Genomic DNA, 16,783 nt, shown 5'->3' with positions numbered 1-16,783 from the left:
GTCCGTCGTCGGGAGGAGCGCGAAGCAGGTTCCGTGCAGGACGGGATCAGGCCTCTCCGAACACGCGCGAAAAGATCGTGTCGACGTGTTTCAGATGATAGCCGAGATCGAAGCATTCCTCGATCTGCTCGGGCTTCAGGACCGCGGTCACCTCCGGATCGGCCTTGAGGAGCGTCAGGAAATCGCCCTCGCCGCGCCAGACCGGCATCGCGTTGCGCTGGACCAGCCGGTAGGCGTCCTCGCGCGAGACGCCGCCCTGGGTCAGCGCCAGCAGCACCCGCTGCGAGTGGACGAGGCCGCCGAGCCGGTCGAGGTTCTTCTGCATCTGCTCGGGGTAGATCAGCAGCTTGTCGATCACGCCGGTGAGCCGGGCGAGCGCGAAATCGAGGGTGACGGTGGCGTCCGGGCCGATCATCCGCTCAACCGAGGAATGCGAGATGTCCCGCTCGTGCCAGAGCGCGACGTTCTCCAGCGCCGGGGTCACGTAGCCGCGCACCATGCGCGCCAGACCGGTGATGTTCTCGGTGAGCACCGGATTGCGCTTGTGGGGCATGGCGGAAGACCCCTTCTGCCCCTCGGAGAAGAATTCCTCCGCCTCCAGCACCTCGGTGCGCTGAAGATGACGCACTTCCGTCGCGAGGCGCTCCATCGAACTCGCGATCACACCGAGGGTCGCAAAAAACATGGCGTGGCGGTCGCGCGGGATCACCTGGGTCGAGACCGGCTCCGGCTGGAGGCCCATCTGCTCGGCGACGTATTCCTCCACGCGCGGGTCGATGTTGGCGAAGGTGCCGACGGCGCCGGAGATCGCGCAGGTCGCGACTTCCTTACGCGCCGCGATCAGGCGCTCCTTGGCGCGGGCGAACTCGGCATAGGCCTGGGCAAGCTTGAGGCCGAAGGTGACGGGTTCGGCGTGGATGCCGTGCGAGCGGCCGATGGTCGGAGTGAGCTTGTGCTCGAAGGCGCGCCGCTTCAGTGCGGCCAGCAGCGCGTCGAGATCCTTGATCAGGATGTCGGCCGCCTTGGTGAGCTGCACGTTGAGGCAGGTGTCGAGCACGTCGGACGAGGTCATGCCCTGGTGGACGAAGCGCGCCTCCGGCCCGACGATCTCGGCGAGATGCGTGAGGAAGGCGATGACGTCGTGCTTCGTCACCGCCTCGATGGCGTCGATGCGGGCGACGTCGAACATCGCGTCGCGGCCCTTCTCCCAGACCTTGTCGGCGGCTTCCTTCGGCACGACGCCGATATTGGCGAGCGCCGTGGTGGCGTGGGCTTCAATCTCGAACCAGATCCGGAACCGGCTCTCCGGCGACCAGATCGCGGTCATCTCGGGACGGGAGTAGCGGGGGATCATTTTTCAAGCGCCTCGCGCAGTCGCATTGGGATGCGTCAGCCGGGTAGCACCGGCGGCGCGAGGGCTCAATGTGGTCGGGCGCAGGTCAGTCCGGCTTACCCCACTTCAGTGTCACCTTGAATTCGGCTTCGGTCTCGCCCGAGACGATCCAAAGGTCGCACTCGCCGGTAAGCTTGGCGCCGAACTCCATTTCGATCGCGTCCGGTCGCCGGGCCAGCGCGCCGACGGTCTCCTCCATCGCCTTCACGAGACCGGCGAGCGAAGTCAGTGCCTTCTTGAATTGTTCCTGCGACTTCGTGGTGATGTCGTCCCCAATGCCGATCTCACCGAGGCCGGTATCCGGATCTCGGCCAAAAAGGACTTTGTTGCCATCGGGAAGCTCGACTACCATCCGTGCCGACATTGCCAGAATTCCATTGCTGAAATGATCGAGAAGAGCCTCGTCTACATCCACGCCGCCCACGGTGCACAGGGTTTCAAGGGGTGCGGCGTGCTGGTCGAGGGGCCCTACGTGGCGACGTGCCGCCATGTCTGGCGGATGGCGACGGAATCCAGGGGCGGGTCCGCCGTCGATGCGGTCACGATCGAATATCCCCATGCCTACCGGCAAAATGAGCGATTCCGAACGACAGCCCGGCTCGCCGATGCATGCGAGGCCGAGGACGGCCCACCTCAGGATATCGTCCTGCTCGCGGTGGATGAGATCCCGGCTGGTATCCTGCCGCTGCAACTCGCCTTCGACGCACGCTACGAGATCGGTGAGGCCGTCGCCGTCGCGGGCCTCACCGGGCGCGTGCCCGGCAGCCCGGGCGCCGTCGAGGACGTGACGATCGAGGGCGACCTGGCCGACATCATCCGGGCGGACGATCGCCGGCAATTCACCGGTAAGAATCCCGCCGGGTTCTGGCTGGAGCGAGGCTCCAGCGGCTCCCCGGTCTTCCTTCGTCCGGGGCAGCACGTCGCAGGCATCCTCAGCCTGTCCGAGCTCGGTGTGAATTCCGGCCAGAGCCATCTCCACGAGGCGTTCGTAGTTCGTGGGCAGGTGATCCGTCGCTACGTTGTCCGGTCGATCGCGCGGGCGGTCGCGCGGGATGAGCAGGTTGCCGTGACCGATCTGCGCGAGATCCTGTCGACGATCGGCGCGCAGGATGTACCCGTGGCCGAGATTCCGGAGCGGCTCCGGCAGTTCGTCGAAGCCTCCCGCGCGCACGCCGCCGAAGCCACGCCGTCGTCCAATCTCGGCAACGACATTGATGCGGCCATCGACGCCTCGCGGACGCTCGTCGGGCAGTTCAAACCGGAGGAAGCCCTGCTTCTGCTGAAGGAAAGGATACAGGCGGAGGCCGAAGCGTTCGCCCAGCGGACCCTGCCTCTCCTGAAGGAACAGGTTGCGGTTCAGCGAATCGCGCTCGATCATGACGGCGCGCGGGCTTCCCTCGAACGAATTACGCAGCTCGATCCGACCGATCTCTGGGCCTGGATCGCACTCGGTGACGTCTGGATGATTGCCGGGGATACGGCACAAGCCGCGACCGCGTACCGCTCGGCGCAGGCCGCCGCGACCGCGCGTGGCGACGAGCGCGACCTCTCGGTCAGCCACGAGCGGATCGGCGACGTGCTGGTGGCGCAGGGCGACGGCCCCGGCGCACTGGCCGCCTATCGGGCCTCTCTAGCCATAGACGAGACTTTGGCCGTGCGCGATCCGGCCAACACGCAGTGGCAGCGCGACCTCTCCGTCAGCCACAACAAGATCGGCGACGTGCTGGTGGCCCAGGGCGACGGCCCCGGCGGGCTGGCCGCCTACCGGGCCGCTCTGGCCATCCGCGAGACGCTGGCCGCGCGCGATCCAGCTAACACGCAGTGGCAGCGCGACCTCTCCGTCAGCCACAACAGGATCGGCGACGTGCTGGTGGCCCAGGGCGACGGCCCCGGCGGGCTGACCGCCTACCGGGCCGCTCTGGCCATCGCCGAGACGCTGGCCGCGCGCGATCCAGCTAACACGCAGTGGCAGCGCGACCTCTCGGTCAGCCACGAGCGGATCGGCGACGTGCTGGTGGCGCAGGGCGACGGCCCCGGCGGGCTGGCCGCCTACCGGGCCGCTCTGGCCATCGCCGAGACGCTGGCCGCGCGCGATCCGGCCAACACGGAGTGGCAGCGCGACCTCTCGATCAGCCACGAGCGGATCGGCGAGGTGCTGGTGGCGCAGGGCGACGGCCCCGGCGGGTTGGCCGCCTACCGGGCCGCTCTGGCCATCCGCGAGACGCTGGCCGTGCGCGATCCGGCCAACACGGAGTGGCAGCGCGACCTCTCGGTCAGCCACAACAAGATCGGCGAGGTGCTGGTGGCGCAGGGCGACGGTCCTGCAGGGCTGGCCGCGTACCGGGCCGGTCTGACCATAGCCAAGACGCTGGCCGCGCGTGATCCGGCCAACACGGAGTGGCAGCGCGACCTCTCGGTCAGCCACAACAAGATCGGCGACGTGCTGGTGGCGCAGGGCGACGGCCCCGGCGGGTTGGCCGCCTACCAAGCCGCTCTGGCCATCCGCGAGACGCTGGCCGTGCGCGATCCGGCCAACACGCAGTGGCAGCGCGATCTGATCGTCTCGTACGTCAAGCTCGCGCAGGCGGCACCTGAGAACGCGAGAGCGTATCTCGAACGCGCCGCCAGCATTGCCCATCGTCTCCACGACGAGGGGCGCCTCAAGCCAGTCGATCACTGGATCATCGACGACCTCGCGGCGCACCTCGCGGCACTGAGAGGGCCGGTATGACCGAAGCGTCGAAACGAGCCCGCACCGCGCTCACTTGAGACACGTCCTATCTTTCGCTTGTCCGACCCCAATATGCCGAGCCGCACATGCCCGAAGTCTCGCCCGCATCCCGCGCCTTCATCCCCCTCTCCATCGCCGTGCTGACGGTGTCCGACACCCGCGTGCTCGCGGACGACAGGTCGGGCGACACCCTGGCCGCGCGGATCACGGAAGCCGGGCACCGGCTCGCCGATCGGGACATCGTGCCGGACGAGGTCGTGTCCATCCGCGAGCGGGTCGAGGGCTGGATCCGCGACCCCAGCATCGACGTGATCATCACCACCGGCGGCACCGGCTTCACCGGGCGCGACGTGACGCCGGAGGCGATCGAGCCGCTGTTCGAGAAGCGCATGGACGGCTTCTCGGCGGTGTTCCACCGGATCTCCTACGACAAGATCGGCACCTCGACCCTGCAGTCGCGGGCGACCGCCGGGGTGGCCGGGGCGACCTACATCTTCGTGCTGCCGGGCTCCCCCGGCGCCTGCAAGGATGCCTGGGACGGCATTCTGGTCCAGCAGCTCGATTACCGTCACCGGCCCTGCAACTTCGTCGAGATCATGCCGCGCCTCGACGAGCACCTGCGCCGGGGCGCCTCGGTCGTCGTCTGACCTCCGGACTCCCATGACGGTCGCGGCGACGCATCGATGAAGGGCCGACGCGGGTGAGGAACCGCGGTCGCAGCCGTCGGTTGATGTCGCGGTCGAGTCCATCAAGGACATGACGGTCTATAAGACGATAAGATTCGGGAGACGCTCATGAAACAGGTGATCTGTCTCACGGCGGCGGCGGTTCTCGTCGGTGCCGCAACCCTGAGCACGGCGGCCGTGGCCCAGAGCGCGAACACCGCGCAGATGACCGGCTCGAACGCCACCGGCGTGAAGCCCGAGGGCAGCATGAACAAGATGTCCGGCGCCGGCGGTCAGATGAAATCCAAGAAGATGACTTCGAAGAAAAAGAACGCGATGTGATCGGTTGAACGGTCACGCGTGCCGGGGGCGCCGCAGGGCGCCCCTTTTTCGTTGCGGAGTTCCTCGTTGTGGTTGCGTCACTCCTTCGGCCGGTCCTTCTCGCGGCTCTGATGCTGGCCGCCTCGCCCGGAAGCGGCTCCGCCGCGCCGCGGGTCGATGCGCGGGCGAAGGCCTGGGTGGCCGGAATCGTCAACCGCATCGGCACGGCGGATCGGTCCCCGGCTCCGGGACGCGGCGGGCAGGTGACGATCCGGGTGCGGATCGATGCGAAGGGCGCGCTCGACGGCGTCGAGATCGAGGAGGGGCCGGCCGCGCTCGGCGAGCGCGCGATCCGCGCCGCTCAGGCGGCCGCCCCCTTCCCGCCGCCCCCTGCCGGGCTGCTGACGCTGGAGGGTTTCACGGAGTTGAGCTTCCCCCTCACGCTGCGGTGACCCAGCGCCGCGGGCGGCTGTCATCGAATCGTCGCGGATGGATCGGAAAGGCAGGCGTTCCGTTCGCGAGGAGAGCCCCGCTCCATGGACTTCCACCGCCGCTTCACCGTGCTGATGTGCACCCCCGCCTTCGATCCGGATGATCTGGAGGGCGCGCGGGTCGAGCAGATCGTCGCGGCCGTCGAGTCGCGCGGATTCGAGGTGGTGCGGGCCCGGCGCGTCGAGGACGCCTCGATCGCGGTGCAGACGGACTCGGCGGTCGGCTGTCTCGTGGTGGATTGGGGCAAGCGCGGTCTCGAGGGCAAGGCGGCGGCCCTCATCGACATGATGCGCCGGCGCGGCCTGGAGATGCCGATCGTCATCATGGTCCGCCGCAAGCGGCTGGAGGACATCCCCGTCGAGTTGCTCGACTTCATCGACGGCTACATCTTCCTGGCGGAAGAGACTCCGGAATTCATCGCCCGCAACCTCGTCTCCCGCGTGACGCAATATGCCGACACGCTGAAGACGCCGTTCTTCGGCGCGCTGGTCGATTACGCCGAGGAGGGCAACCAGCTCTGGACCTGCCCCGGCCACAACGGCGGCATCTTCTACAACCGCTCGCCGATCGGCCGCATCTTCGTCGAGCACCTGGGCGAAGCGATCTTTCGCGACGACCTCGACAATTCGGTGCTCGATCTCGGCGACCTCCTGACCCACGAGGGCCCGGCCCTGAAGGCGCAGAAGGAAGCCGCAAAGATCTTCGGGGCGGAGAAGACCTACTTCGTCCTCAACGGCACCTCGGCCTCGAACAAGGTCGTGCTGGGCTCGCTGGTGGCCGAGGACGACCTCGTCCTGTTCGACCGCAACAACCACAAGGCCGCCCATCACGGCGCGCTGCTGCTCGCCGGCGGTATCCCGATCTTCCTCGAGACCGACCGCAACGCCTACGGCCTGATCGGGCCGATCTACCACGAGGCGCTCGACGAGCAGCGCATCCGCGAGAAGATCCGCGACAACCCGCTGGTGAAGGACAAGGAGGCGTGGCGCCGGGAGCGTCCGTTCCGCTGCGCGGTGATCGAGCAATGCACCTATGACGGCACGATCTACGATGCGCAGGCCATCGTCGAGCGGATCGGCCACCTGTGCGACTACATCCTGTTCGACGAGGCCTGGGCGGGCTTCATGAAGTTCCACCCGCTCTACCAGCGCCGCTTCGCCATGGGCCTGACCGGGCTCGACGAGACCTCGCCGGGCATCATCGCCACGCAATCGACCCACAAGCAGCTCGCGAGCTTCTCCCAGGCCTCGCAGATCCATACCCGCGACGGGCATATCCGCGGCCAGACCCGGCGGGTCGAGCACAAGCGGCTGAACGAGAGCTTCCTCGTCCACGCCTCGACCTCGCCGTTCTATCCCCTGTTCGCCTCGCTCGATGTCGGCGCGCAGATGATGAAGGGCCGCTCCGGTGTCGTGCTGTGGGACGACACCATCCGGCTCGGCATCGAGTGGCGGAAGAAGGCCCGCGCCATCCGCAAGGAGTTCGAGGAGCGCGAGGCCGACCCGAAGCGGCGCTGGTTCTTCGATCCCTTCGTGCCCGACGTGGTGACCGGCCCCGACGGCGCCGAGACCCCGTGGGAGTCGATCCCGACCGACGCGCTGGCCGCCGACGCCCGCTACTGGGAGCTGACGCCGGGCGCCTCCTGGCACGGCTTCACCCATGTCGGACCCAGCTCCGCGCCGGGCTTCGCCATCACCGATCCGAACAAGCTCACCGTGCTCACCCCCGGCTTCGACCGCAAGACCGGCGCCTATACCGAGCACGGCGTGCCGGCGCCGATCGTCGCGCAGTACCTGCGCGAGAACCGGATCGTGCCGGAGAAGAACGATCTCAACTCACTGCTCTTCCTGCTGACGCCGGGCGTCGAGTCGTCGAAGGCCGGCACGCTGATCTCCGGCCTCGTCGCCTTCAAGCGGCTGCACGACGACAACGTACCGCTGGAGGAGGCGATGCCGGAATTCGTCGCCCGGCGGCCCAAGCGCTACCGCGGCGTCGGCCTGCGCGACCTCTGCGCCGACTATCACAGCTTCCACCGCGAGTCGGGCACCTCGGCGCTCCAGCGCAAGCAGTTCATGCCCGAGCACCTGCCGCAGATGGTGATGGCGCCGAAGGCCGCCGCGCAGATGCTGACCCGCAACCGGGTCGATTACGTGCCGATCGCGCAAGCCGAGGGGCGCATCGCCACGACCCTGATGCTGGTCTATCCGCCGGGCATCGGCACGGTGCTGCCCGGCGAGCGTCTGGATGAGCGGGCGAAACCCATGCTCGACTACTTCAAGATGTTCGAGGCCGCCGCCAACCTGTTCCCCGGCTTCGAGGCGGAGATCCAGGGCGTCTACCGCGAGACCGACCCGGACGGGCGCATCCGCTTCCACACCTACGTCGTGCGCGAGGGCGCCTGATGGCGGCGGGCGCGGCGGCGATCTCCTCCCACGCGGACGTGGTGATCCGCCCCTCGTCGGACGCCGACGTGGCGGCGATGATCGCGATCTACGAGCGGCACATCCGCAAGGGTGTCGGCGATACCGGCGACTTCGAGGAGGAGCGCCTGCTGCCCGACGAACTGCGGCGGCGGCGGAAAAGCATGCGCAGCAAGCGCCTGCCCCACCTCGTCGCCGAGCGGGGCGGGCAGATCGCCGGCTACGCCTACGCCGTGCCCTTCCGCAAGCGCCCGGCCTACCGCTACGCCCTCAAGCACTCGATCTACGTCCATCCCGACCACCTGCACGCGGGAATCGGGCGCCGTCTGCTGCCGGCGCTGATCGAGGCCTGCGCGGCGGGCGGCTACCGGCAGATGATCGGCTATATCGACGCGAGCAACGAGGCCTCGTTGCGCCTGCACGAGGCCTGCGGGTTCGCCCGCGTCGGCTACCTGCCGGCCATCGGCTACAAGTACGGCCGCTGGAGCGACAGCGTCATCGTGCAGTGCGCGCTGGGAACCGGCGCCGACGACCAGCCCTCCGCCTGGAACCGGCCGGAGCCGGCGAGGTCCCTCTCGCTCCCGACGACGTCCTGAGGCTCGCAATGACGGCGGAGGGGTTCCGCCCTATCCGCGCCCGCTTTTTTGCGTGAAGCCGGCGAGCAACTTGCCGGCCGATGCACTAGATCGGTTGCAGGAAGCCCCTCCCTCCCAGGGCCGCCCGCATTTTTCCGCGGGGCGGCGCATCGTTGCTCCGAGCTGTTCCCATGACCATCCTCGCACCCTCGATCCTCGCCGCCGATTTTGCCAGGCTCGGCGAGGAGACGCGGGCCATCGCGCAAGCCGGTGCCGACTGGATCCATCTCGACGTGATGGACGGACATTTCGTGCCCAACATCAGCTTCGGCCCGGCGGTGGTGAAGGCGCTGCGGCCCTGGACCGACAAATTCTTCGACGTCCACCTGATGATCGCCCCGGCCGACCCGTATCTCGCTGCCTTCGCCGAGGCCGGCGCCGACGCGATCACGGTCCATGTCGAGGCGGGCCCGCACATCCACCGCTCGCTCCAGACGATCCGGGGCCTCGGCAAGCGCGCGGGCGTGGCACTGAACCCCGGCACGCCGGCCTCGCTGATCGAGCCGGTGCTCGACATGGTCGATCTCGTGCTGGTGATGACGGTCAATCCCGGCTTCGGCGGCCAGAGCTTCATCCACTCGGCGCTGGAGACCATCGCGCGCGTGAAGGCGATGACGGCGGGCCGGTCGATCGACATTTCGGTCGATGGCGGCATCACCCCGGAAACCGCCGGCCCCGCCGCGCAGGCCGGGGCCAACATCCTCGTCGCCGGCTCGGCGGCCTTCAAGGGCGGACCGGACCACTACGCGAAGAACGTCGCGGCGATCCGCGCCGCGGCCGACGCCGCCAGCGGGCGGGACGGCGTGCGATGCTGAGGGCGCTGATCTTCGACGTCGACGGGACGCTCGCCGAGACCGAAGACCTCCACCGCCAGGGCTTCAACCGCGCTTTTCAAGCGCTCGGTCTGCCCTGGCACTGGTCGCCGGAGCTCTACGCCGAACTCCTCAAGGTGATGGGCGGGAAGGAGCGGCTCGTCCACTACATCGAGCGCTTCCATCCGGAGGAGGCCGACGCCCTGAAGCGCCGCATGCTGGCGATCCACGATCTCAAGACCCGCTTCTACGGCGAGCTGGCGCAGAGCGGCGGCCTGTCCTTGCGTCCCGGCGTGCGGCGCCTCGTCGAGCAGGCGCGGGCCGAGGGCGTGCGGCTGGCGGTGGCCACCACCACCAGCCGGCCGAACATCGACCTGCTGCTCAGGCTCAACTTCCCGGACGGTGCGCAGCCCTTCGACGTGATCGCCGCCGGCGACGAGGCGGCGCAGAAGAAGCCGGCCCCCGACATCTTCGCGCTCGCCGTCCATCGCCTCGGCATCGACCCCTCCGAGGCGATCGCCTTCGAGGACTCGGCGGCCGGCATCCGCTCGGCGCTGGCCGCTGGCCTGCCGGTGCTCGCCACCCGCAGCCGCTACACCGGGAGCCATCGGCTCGACGGTGCCTTCTCCGCCGTGTCCGACCTCGGCGAGCCCGACGCGCCGCACGAACATCTCCAGGGCCATGTCTGGCCCGACGGCGTCGTCACTCTCGAGGCGCTCCGCGACTGGCATGCGGGGCATCTGCGCGGAGCGGCGTGAAAGCCCTCATCGCGGCCTCGACACCGCAGTTCCGCTTCCCAATCCGCCCCGGCGCAGTCTATCAGGGCGGCCGTCTTCCGCTCCGGGTCGCGGGTCCCGGAACGGCGCCGCGCCGGGCGTTTCGCGCGCCGCGCGGGAGGCCGGGACCCTGCCGCATCGTCGTCACACCGCCGGACCGTGGAGCCTGATGCGCGAGCCGAACGCGATCGATTTCTGGCGCGGCTTCGCGCTGGTGACGATTTTCATCAACCACATCCCCGGCAACTTCTTCGAGCGCTACACCTTCTCGCAGTACGGCATCTCGGATGCCGCCGAGCTGTTCGTGTTCCTCGCCGGCTGGTCGATCGGGCTCGCCACCCGCGGGCGCGACGGCCTGCCGGAGCCGCGCCTCATCACCGTGCTGCGGCTCCTGTCGCGCACCATCGAGGTGTACCGCGCGCAGATCACGATCATGGCGCTGGCGCTGGCGATGATCGCCGGCTGCGCGCTCTATCTCGATAATCCGCTGATTCTCGAATGGCACAATGCCGGCGGCTTCTTCGCCGACCCGATCCAGACCATGGTCGGCGTCGTGCTGCTCACCCACCAGCTCGGCTTCTTCAACATCCTGCCGCTCTACGTGGTGCTCATCGCGATCGCGCCGGCGGTCGTGCTGATCGGTCGCGTCAGCCGGGCGCTGCTGCTGGCGCTCTCGCTCTCGCTCTACGCGGCGAGTCTCGTCTTCGAGTGGAACTTCCCCTCCTGGCCCGGCGAGGGCGACTGGTTCTTCAACCCGCTCTGCTGGCAGCTCCTGCTGGTGCTGGGGTTCCTGTCGAACGAGGCGACGCGGGAATCGGAGCGACTGCAGCGCCTGTGGCGGCGCATGATGCCGCTCGGGATCGTCATCGTCGCGGTCGGCGTCGTCCTGGCCGTGCTGGAACTGCGGCCCGATCCGATGCTGGCACCCGAGCCGCGCCTGGTCTTCACCTTCGACAAGACCTACCTCTCACCCGCCCGGCTGATCCATTTCTGCGGCATGGTGCTCGCCTTCCAGGGCGTCTTCGCCCTGATCGCCCCGCATGTCGGGCGCCTCGCCCGTTTTCTGTCGGGTTTGGGGCGCAATTCGCTCGCCGTGTTCTCGATGGGATCGCTGTTGAGCCTCGCCGGACAGTTCGTGCGCTTCCAAACCGGCGGCGGTATCTTCGTTGACATTTCGGTCGTAGGCTCCGGCCTGATCGCACTGGGTTTCACCGCATGGTTCGTCGAATGGCGTTCCCGCAGACCGCGGCCGACGCGCAAGGCACCCGACGCCGCCTCGCCCGCCGACGCGCCGTCCTCCTCTGGCTCGGCCTGAGTCTCGCCTCGCCCGCGCTCGGCGAGACATCGGGCGCTCCACCGATGCCGGCTGCCGCATCGCCTGCCCCGTCGTCTGCCTCGTCACCCGCACCGTCCTCCGTGGCGGCGGAGGCGCTCGACCAGAGCCTGTCGCCCGAATGCCGGGTGCCCGGCTCGAAGCTCTACACCCTGGCACGGCTGAAGGCGGTCAAGGCCGCGCTCAAGGAGAAGCGGCCGATCCACGTCCTCTCGATCGGCTCGTCCTCGGCGGGGCTCGGCGCTTCCGCGAGCTACCCGGTGAAGCTGGAGAACGCCCTGGAGCAGGCGCTTCCCGACGTGCAGGTCGAGGTCGAGGCCCGCGGCCTGCCCGGCGAGGTGGCGAGCGGGGCGGGTGAGCGACTCCGCTCCATGGTCGCCGAGATGGAACCGGACCTCGTGGTCTGGCAGGTCGGCACCAACGACGCCCTCGCCCGCGTCGACATCGAGGCCTTCGGCGAGGCCCTCGACGAATCCGTGCAGTGGGTGAAGTCCCACGGCATCGACATCGTGCTCATCGACCCCGTCTTCACCGAGAGCCTGGCCGACGACGCCTACTACACGCAGATGGTGCGCACCGTGCAGGAGGTGGCCCGCCGCGAGGCGGTGCCGCTGGTCCACCGCTACGCGGCGATGCGCTTCCTCTCGACCCAGCGCACCACCGAGGCGCACATGCTGGGCCGCCATTTCCGGCTCAACGATCTGGGGCTCCGCTGCATGGCCGAGCACGCCACGCGGGCGATCACCCTGTCGCTGCTCCAGCCGGAATCGGCCAAGGACGGGACCAAGGACGGAGCCAAGGATCCGGGCAAGACGGATGCGGCGAAGGCCGACCACGCCACATCCGATACCTCGAAGACCGATCCGGCCCAGACCGGAACGCCCAGCCCGGCCCCGAAGCAGCCGTGAGGCCTGTGGGGGGCATTTGTCCGGCGCTCTTAACCCGCTCGAAATCCCGCGCTTCCTAGGCTGATCCCCGAGCGTGCCGGCCGTATCCGCGCCCGGCGCCCTTTCGGATGGCGCCCATGGCAGCGGACAAGGTGATCGCGGGCGGCCTCCCGCCATCCTCGCTCGAGGCTCTCTTCGTCCGGCTTCGGGCGGTGCGCGCCACCGCGGCGGTCGCCGCTCTCGGCGTGTTCGCGGTCCGCATCGGCGCGGCCGGGTTCGCCTACGGGGCGCAGGTGCTGATGGCCCGCATGATGGGCGGCACCGAGTACGGCATCTTCGCCACCGTCTGGGTCTGGATCGCCATCCTCGGCCATACCGCCACCTTCGGTCTGTCACAGGGCGCCTGCCGCTTCCTGCCCGCCGATCAGGCCATGGACCGCCTCGACAGCGTGCGCGGCTTCCTGCTCGGCGGGGCGCTGGCGAGCCTCGGCGGCGGTCTCGCGTTATCGCTTGGCGGCTTGGCCGTCGCCCTCCTGCAGGGCGGCCTGCTCGCCGGGCCCTACGGCACGCCCATCCTCGTCGCGGCCCTCGTCGTGCCGCTCTTCGCCTTCCAGGACTATCTCGAGGGTGTGGCCCGCAGTCAGGGCTGGCCACTTCTGGCCATCGCGCCGCCCTACCTGCTGCGCCAGGCCCTGATCATGGTCGCGATGATCGGCGCCGTGCTCGCGGGCGTCCCGGCCGAGGCCTGGGTCGCCGTCGCCTGCACGCTCGCCGCGACCGGGCTCGCCGCCGCCGTCCAGGCGGGACTCCTGCTGGTGCGCCTGCGGCGGCATCTGCCGCGCGGGCCGCGCCTCTACCGCTGGCGGCTGTGGCTGGCCGCTTGCCTTCCGATCGCGGCGGGCGACCTCGCCGCGAGCGCCTTCGGCTTCGTCGATGTCGTGATCCTCGGCTTCCTCGCGCCGCCGGAGGCCGTCGGTCTCTACTTCGCCGCGACCCGCATTCAGCAATTCGTGGCCTTCGTGCATTACGCGGCTTCGGCCACGACCGCCCAGCGCCTCGCCGCTGCCCGCGCGCGCGGCGACGAGGCGGGACTCGCCGATCTCGTGCGCCTGCAGGCACGTTGGACCTTCCTGGCGACGGCCGGAATCGGACTGGCCGTCGTCGCGGTGTCGCCGCTGCTGCTCGGCCTGTTCGGCGAGGGGTTCCGCGCCAGCCTGCCGGTTCTGGCGATCCTCGTGGCCGGCAGCGTCGCGGCGAGCCTGTTCGGCCCGGCCGAGGACCTGCTGACCATGCTCGGCGGGGAGCGGCTCTGCGCCGGGATCACCCTGGCGATGCTCGTCCTTGCCGCCGGGCTCTGCCTCGCCCTTGTCCCCTGGCTCGGGGTCGCCGGAGCGGCGGTCGCGGTGGCTCTGGCCCAGACGCTGCGTGGATTCGTCCTGGCGCTCGGCGCCCGATCCCTTCACGGCCTCGCGACGCCGGTCGTCGGATTTTCCCAGCGGAGTGCCGTCCGGTGATGCGCGCCCTTTCCCCGTCCGGACCGTTTCGGGTCGCCGTCGAGCCCGTTGCCGCGCTCGCGGCGGACGCCGCGGCCTGGGACGCGCTGGCCGTCCGGGCCGTCGCGCCCCATCCGTTCTACACGCGCGCCGTCGTCGGGGCGCACCGCGATCACGGCCTGTGTCACCCCCGCCTCTCGGTCGTGACGGTCCGCGAGGACGGGCGGATCGCCGCCCTCCTGCCCTTCGCCCTGCGCCCCGACATCACCGGCCTCGGTGCGGCGATCGCCCAGCCCTTCCACTCGCCCTACGTGACGGCGACCTCGCCGCTCGTCGCCGACGGTCCCGGCCTGGAGGGGCGGCTCGACGCCCTGGTCGAGGGCCTCGCGCTCGCCTCCGGCGGACGTGCTTGGCGCTGGCCGCTCCTCGCCAGTGCGGCGCTGCCTGGAGCCGGACTTCTCGCCGCCATGGTGCGGGCCGGCTGGCAGGTCGGCACCGTCACGCAATTCGAGCGCCCGGTTCTGGACCGGCGGACCGATTATGATGCCGTCCTCGCCGGCCATCCGCACAAGAGCCGCCTCAAGGACCTGCGCCGCCGCCGCCGCCGGCTGGAGGAGGCCGGGCTGCTCACGGTCCAGAGCGCGACGGAGGGGGCGGAGCTGGAGCGGGCGCTCGAGGATTTCCTGTCTCTCGAAGCCGCCGGCTGGAAGGGCAGTTCCGGCACGGCCTTGCGGAGCCGCCCGCAGACGGAGGCGTTCGCCCGCGCCCTGTTCCGGCCGCACGGCGGCGGGGAAACCGCTCCGGTGACCGTTCGGGCCGACCTGCTGCGCCTCGATGGACACACGATCGCAGCGAGCCTCGCCCTGATCTCCGGCAAGACCGCCTATCTGCTCAAGACCGCATACGACGAGGGCCTGCGCGCCCAGGCCCCTGGCCTGGTGCTGGAGGAGGCCATCATGCGCGCACTCCACGCGGACAGCTTTGCCGGGCGGCTCGATTCGGCGACGATGCCTGGCTCGGCGCTGGAGAGCCTCTATCCCGAGCGCGAGACCATCGCCGAGATCATCGCCCTGCCGCCGGGCGCCGGACTGATTTCCCTGGAACGGCGCCTGCGGCTCGCCCGGTTCGAGCATCGCGCCCGGGCCGAGGCCAAGCGGCTGCTGCGTCGGGGCTGAGGGGTACCCTCAGCGCGCCGTGTTCTCGCCGTTGTTGCGCTGGACGCAGCGGTAGCCGGCGAAGCAGTTCGGATCGTCGAGAGTCGGCTCGAAGGCGGGCCGGGCGGTGACCTCGTTCCGGCAGTCGCCGCTGTCGAGATGCACCATCTCGTAGGCGTTCGGGCTCGTGGCGAGCACGACGCGGCGCTGCCGCGCGACGATGGCCTGCACCGCCGCGCAGGTCAGGGACGGGGTGAAGGGCCGCTCCTGTGCCGAGGCTGCGGTCGCGGCGAGGCCGAGGATTGCCGTGCCGAGACACAGAGCATGAGGGAGGAGGAGCGAGCGCTGCATCGTCGTGGGGCCTGTCCGGGTTGGGCCGATCCCGGGCCAGAGGGATGAACTGGCGCGAGATCCCGTGTTCTGCCCCTTGAACCGTGTTCGCGCTAGGTCGGTTCTCGGGTTTCCGTCGCTGATCGATCCCGCCGGCCCCGCCGCGAGGGAACCGGACCGATCGCGCGGCTCTTCATCGGGGAAGACCCCGGAGACGCCCTTTGAGCCCGACCGACGCGACCCGCCCCGACGATCCTGTCGAGACGCCGAGTGCCCGGACCTACGAGCAGCGCCCGGTCGCCTCGCCGGCTCCGGGGCACCGTTCCCCGGCCCCGACCGAGCCGGGGGAGATGGACGCCGAGCCAGATGAGGCGAGACCCTCGGGCGACAGTCCCGGATCCGCGGACAGTCAGCACCGACGCGGCCGCTGAGCCTCTCGCCGACGCAAGCCGGACCCAAGCGGAACAAGAGCGGGGATGAGCCCGTGACGATCCATATCTGCGTCACCTGCGGAACCAGCTTCCCCGAAGCGTCGGCCCCGCCCGAGTGCTGCCCGATCTGCGACGAGGAGCGGCAATACGTTCCCGCGGCCGGTCAGCGCTGGACGACGCCCGAGGCGCTCGCGGCCGCCCATACCAATGCGTGGCGGCAGGTCGAGCCCGGATTGTTCGAGATCGAGACCCAACCCCGCTTCGGCATCGGCCAGCGCGCCTTCCTGATACCGACGTCCCGGGGCAATTTTCTCTGGGACTGCGTCGCGCTCCTCGATCCGGCCACGGTTGCGCTGGTCCGGGCACTCGGCGGCCTTGCCGGCATCGCGATCTCGCATCCCCATTACTACACCACGATGCCGGATTGGGCGGCCGCCTTCGACGCGCCGGTCTACCTTCACGCCCGCGACCGCGAATGGGTGATGCGGCCCGACGACCGTGTGGTGTTCTGGGAGGAGGACGAGCAAGACCTCGCCCCCGGCCTGACCCTGATGCGTCTCGGCGGCCACTTTCCCGGCGGCACGGTGCTGCACTGGCGGGAGGGGGCCGAGGGGCGCGGTGTGCTGCTGACGGGCGACATCGTGCAGGTCGGCGCGGATCGGAAGACCGTCTCCTTCCTGTGGAGCTATCCGAACTGGCTGCCGCTCTCCGGCGGCACCGTCGCCCGCATCGCGGCGCGCCTCGAAACGAGAGCGTTCGCGCGCCTCTACGGCGCCTTCGGCCTGCATGTCGCGGAGGATGCGAGCGCCGTCGTCAGCCGCTCGGCGGCGCGCTACCGGGCGCTCTTGGCGCAGGATCAGCCCTGACGTCGTCCCTCCCGTCGCCCCTGGCGGGTCTGGGGAACAGCGTC

General features: G+C 69.7%; 16 protein-coding genes and 1 pseudogene. 14 read left to right on the top strand and 3 right to left on the bottom strand.

What is annotated here, in order from left to right; genetic code table 11:
* Positions 1–46 precede the first annotated feature (46 nt).
* Together purB and MPPM_RS29330 are read right to left on the bottom strand one after the other, a co-directional pair.
* The gene (gene purB / locus MPPM_RS05035; protein ID WP_096484118.1) at positions 47–1,354 is read right to left on the bottom strand and encodes an adenylosuccinate lyase; all 1,308 of its coding nucleotides are present in this window, start codon (positions 1,352–1,354) and stop codon (positions 47–49) included.
* An 85-nt stretch (positions 1,355–1,439) separates the two neighbouring features.
* Positions 1,440–1,745: a CU044_2847 family protein gene (locus MPPM_RS29330; protein WP_096484117.1), complete on the bottom strand. Its 306-nt coding sequence runs from the start codon at positions 1,743–1,745 to the stop codon at positions 1,440–1,442.
* Positions 1,746–1,778: 33 nt separating this feature from the next.
* Between MPPM_RS29330 and MPPM_RS29325 the strand changes: the two are divergent.
* The 13 genes and pseudogenes from MPPM_RS29325 to MPPM_RS04970 form a co-directional block, all read left to right on the top strand.
* Positions 1,779–2,255 (top strand): annotated as a pseudogene (locus MPPM_RS29325) (hypothetical protein); the annotation flags it as partial.
* Positions 2,256–2,855: 600 nt separating this feature from the next.
* The gene (locus tag MPPM_RS28775; RefSeq protein WP_244573469.1) at positions 2,856–4,124 is read left to right on the top strand and encodes a tetratricopeptide repeat protein; all 1,269 of its coding nucleotides are present in this window, start codon (positions 2,856–2,858) and stop codon (positions 4,122–4,124) included.
* Between the two features lie 86 nt (positions 4,125–4,210).
* Positions 4,211–4,771, top strand: a complete 561-nt coding sequence (gene moaB, locus MPPM_RS05020; RefSeq protein ID WP_096484115.1) for a molybdenum cofactor biosynthesis protein B — start codon at positions 4,211–4,213, stop codon at positions 4,769–4,771.
* Between the two features lie 147 nt (positions 4,772–4,918).
* A complete protein-coding gene (locus tag MPPM_RS05015; protein ID WP_096484114.1) occupies positions 4,919–5,131 on the top strand; it encodes a porin family protein in 213 nt (70 codons plus the stop codon).
* A 68-nt stretch (positions 5,132–5,199) separates the two neighbouring features.
* Positions 5,200–5,562: a TonB family protein gene (locus MPPM_RS05010; protein ID WP_096484113.1), complete on the top strand. Its 363-nt coding sequence runs from the start codon at positions 5,200–5,202 to the stop codon at positions 5,560–5,562.
* An 84-nt stretch (positions 5,563–5,646) separates the two neighbouring features.
* The gene (locus MPPM_RS05005; protein ID WP_096484112.1) at positions 5,647–8,004 is read left to right on the top strand and encodes an Orn/Lys/Arg family decarboxylase; all 2,358 of its coding nucleotides are present in this window, start codon (positions 5,647–5,649) and stop codon (positions 8,002–8,004) included.
* A complete protein-coding gene (locus MPPM_RS05000) occupies positions 8,004–8,618 on the top strand; it encodes a GNAT family N-acetyltransferase (RefSeq protein ID WP_096484111.1) in 615 nt (204 codons plus the stop codon). The genes MPPM_RS05005 and MPPM_RS05000 overlap by 1 nt, the downstream gene beginning before the upstream one ends.
* A gap of 170 nt (positions 8,619–8,788) precedes the next feature.
* Positions 8,789–9,472, top strand: coding sequence for a ribulose-phosphate 3-epimerase (rpe, locus tag MPPM_RS04995; RefSeq protein WP_096484110.1), 684 nt, complete (start codon positions 8,789–8,791; stop codon positions 9,470–9,472).
* Entirely contained in the window at positions 9,466–10,227 is a 762-nt protein-coding gene (locus MPPM_RS04990; protein ID WP_096484109.1) for an HAD-IA family hydrolase, read from the top strand. Before rpe ends, MPPM_RS04990 begins: the two co-directional genes overlap by 7 nt.
* A 187-nt stretch (positions 10,228–10,414) precedes the next feature.
* Entirely contained in the window at positions 10,415–11,560 is a 1,146-nt protein-coding gene (locus tag MPPM_RS04985; RefSeq protein WP_096484108.1) for an OpgC family protein, read from the top strand.
* The gene (locus MPPM_RS04980) at positions 11,473–12,486 is read left to right on the top strand and encodes an SGNH/GDSL hydrolase family protein (protein ID WP_096484107.1); all 1,014 of its coding nucleotides are present in this window, start codon (positions 11,473–11,475) and stop codon (positions 12,484–12,486) included. Before MPPM_RS04985 ends, MPPM_RS04980 begins: the two co-directional genes overlap by 88 nt.
* Before the next feature lie 116 nt (positions 12,487–12,602).
* Entirely contained in the window at positions 12,603–13,979 is a 1,377-nt protein-coding gene (locus MPPM_RS04975) for a lipopolysaccharide biosynthesis protein (RefSeq protein WP_096484106.1), read from the top strand.
* A complete protein-coding gene (locus MPPM_RS04970) occupies positions 13,979–15,133 on the top strand; it encodes a GNAT family N-acetyltransferase (protein ID WP_096484105.1) in 1,155 nt (384 codons plus the stop codon). The genes MPPM_RS04975 and MPPM_RS04970 overlap by 1 nt, the downstream gene beginning before the upstream one ends.
* Positions 15,134–15,142: 9 nt before the next feature.
* Here MPPM_RS04970 and MPPM_RS04965 read toward each other — a convergent pair whose 3' ends face one another.
* Positions 15,143–15,463: a hypothetical protein gene (locus MPPM_RS04965; protein ID WP_096484104.1), complete on the bottom strand. Its 321-nt coding sequence runs from the start codon at positions 15,461–15,463 to the stop codon at positions 15,143–15,145.
* A 463-nt stretch (positions 15,464–15,926) separates the two neighbouring features.
* Here MPPM_RS04965 and MPPM_RS04955 point away from each other — a divergent pair, with 463 nt between their 5' ends.
* Positions 15,927–16,739 carry an MBL fold metallo-hydrolase gene (locus tag MPPM_RS04955; RefSeq protein WP_096484102.1) on the top strand — a complete coding sequence of 271 codons (813 nt, stop codon included), beginning with the start codon at positions 15,927–15,929 and terminating at the stop codon, positions 16,737–16,739.
* Positions 16,740–16,783 lie beyond the last annotated feature (44 nt).

Source organism: Methylorubrum populi (assembly GCF_002355515.1).
In the GTDB taxonomy this organism is placed as follows: domain Bacteria; phylum Pseudomonadota; class Alphaproteobacteria; order Rhizobiales; family Beijerinckiaceae; genus Methylobacterium; species Methylobacterium populi_A.
This window is presented reverse-complemented; position numbering and strand designations above follow the sequence as displayed.

Bases quoted from the DNA above. Each gene is read 5' to 3' on its own strand.
- MPPM_RS04980 (WP_096484107.1), top strand. From the start codon at position 11,473: ATGGCGTTCCCGCAGACCGCGGCCGACGCGCAAGGCACCCGACGCCGC.
- MPPM_RS29330 (WP_096484117.1), bottom strand. From the start codon at position 1,745: ATGGTAGTCGAGCTTCCCGATGGCAACAAAGTCCTTTTTGGCCGAGAT.
- MPPM_RS28775 (WP_244573469.1), top strand. From the start codon at position 2,856: ATGATTGCCGGGGATACGGCACAAGCCGCGACCGCGTACCGCTCGGCG.
- MPPM_RS05000 (WP_096484111.1), top strand. From the start codon at position 8,004: ATGGCGGCGGGCGCGGCGGCGATCTCCTCCCACGCGGACGTGGTGATC.
- MPPM_RS04975 (WP_096484106.1), top strand. From the start codon at position 12,603: ATGGCAGCGGACAAGGTGATCGCGGGCGGCCTCCCGCCATCCTCGCTC.
- MPPM_RS04970 (WP_096484105.1), top strand. From the start codon at position 13,979: ATGCGCGCCCTTTCCCCGTCCGGACCGTTTCGGGTCGCCGTCGAGCCC.
- MPPM_RS05015 (WP_096484114.1), top strand. From the start codon at position 4,919: ATGAAACAGGTGATCTGTCTCACGGCGGCGGCGGTTCTCGTCGGTGCC.
- MPPM_RS04985 (WP_096484108.1), top strand. From the start codon at position 10,415: ATGCGCGAGCCGAACGCGATCGATTTCTGGCGCGGCTTCGCGCTGGTG.
- MPPM_RS04965 (WP_096484104.1), bottom strand. From the start codon at position 15,463: ATGCAGCGCTCGCTCCTCCTCCCTCATGCTCTGTGTCTCGGCACGGCA.
- MPPM_RS04990 (WP_096484109.1), top strand. From the start codon at position 9,466: ATGCTGAGGGCGCTGATCTTCGACGTCGACGGGACGCTCGCCGAGACC.
- MPPM_RS05005 (WP_096484112.1), top strand. From the start codon at position 5,647: ATGGACTTCCACCGCCGCTTCACCGTGCTGATGTGCACCCCCGCCTTC.
- moaB (WP_096484115.1), top strand. From the start codon at position 4,211: ATGCCCGAAGTCTCGCCCGCATCCCGCGCCTTCATCCCCCTCTCCATC.
- purB (WP_096484118.1), bottom strand. From the start codon at position 1,354: ATGATCCCCCGCTACTCCCGTCCCGAGATGACCGCGATCTGGTCGCCG.
- rpe (WP_096484110.1), top strand. From the start codon at position 8,789: ATGACCATCCTCGCACCCTCGATCCTCGCCGCCGATTTTGCCAGGCTC.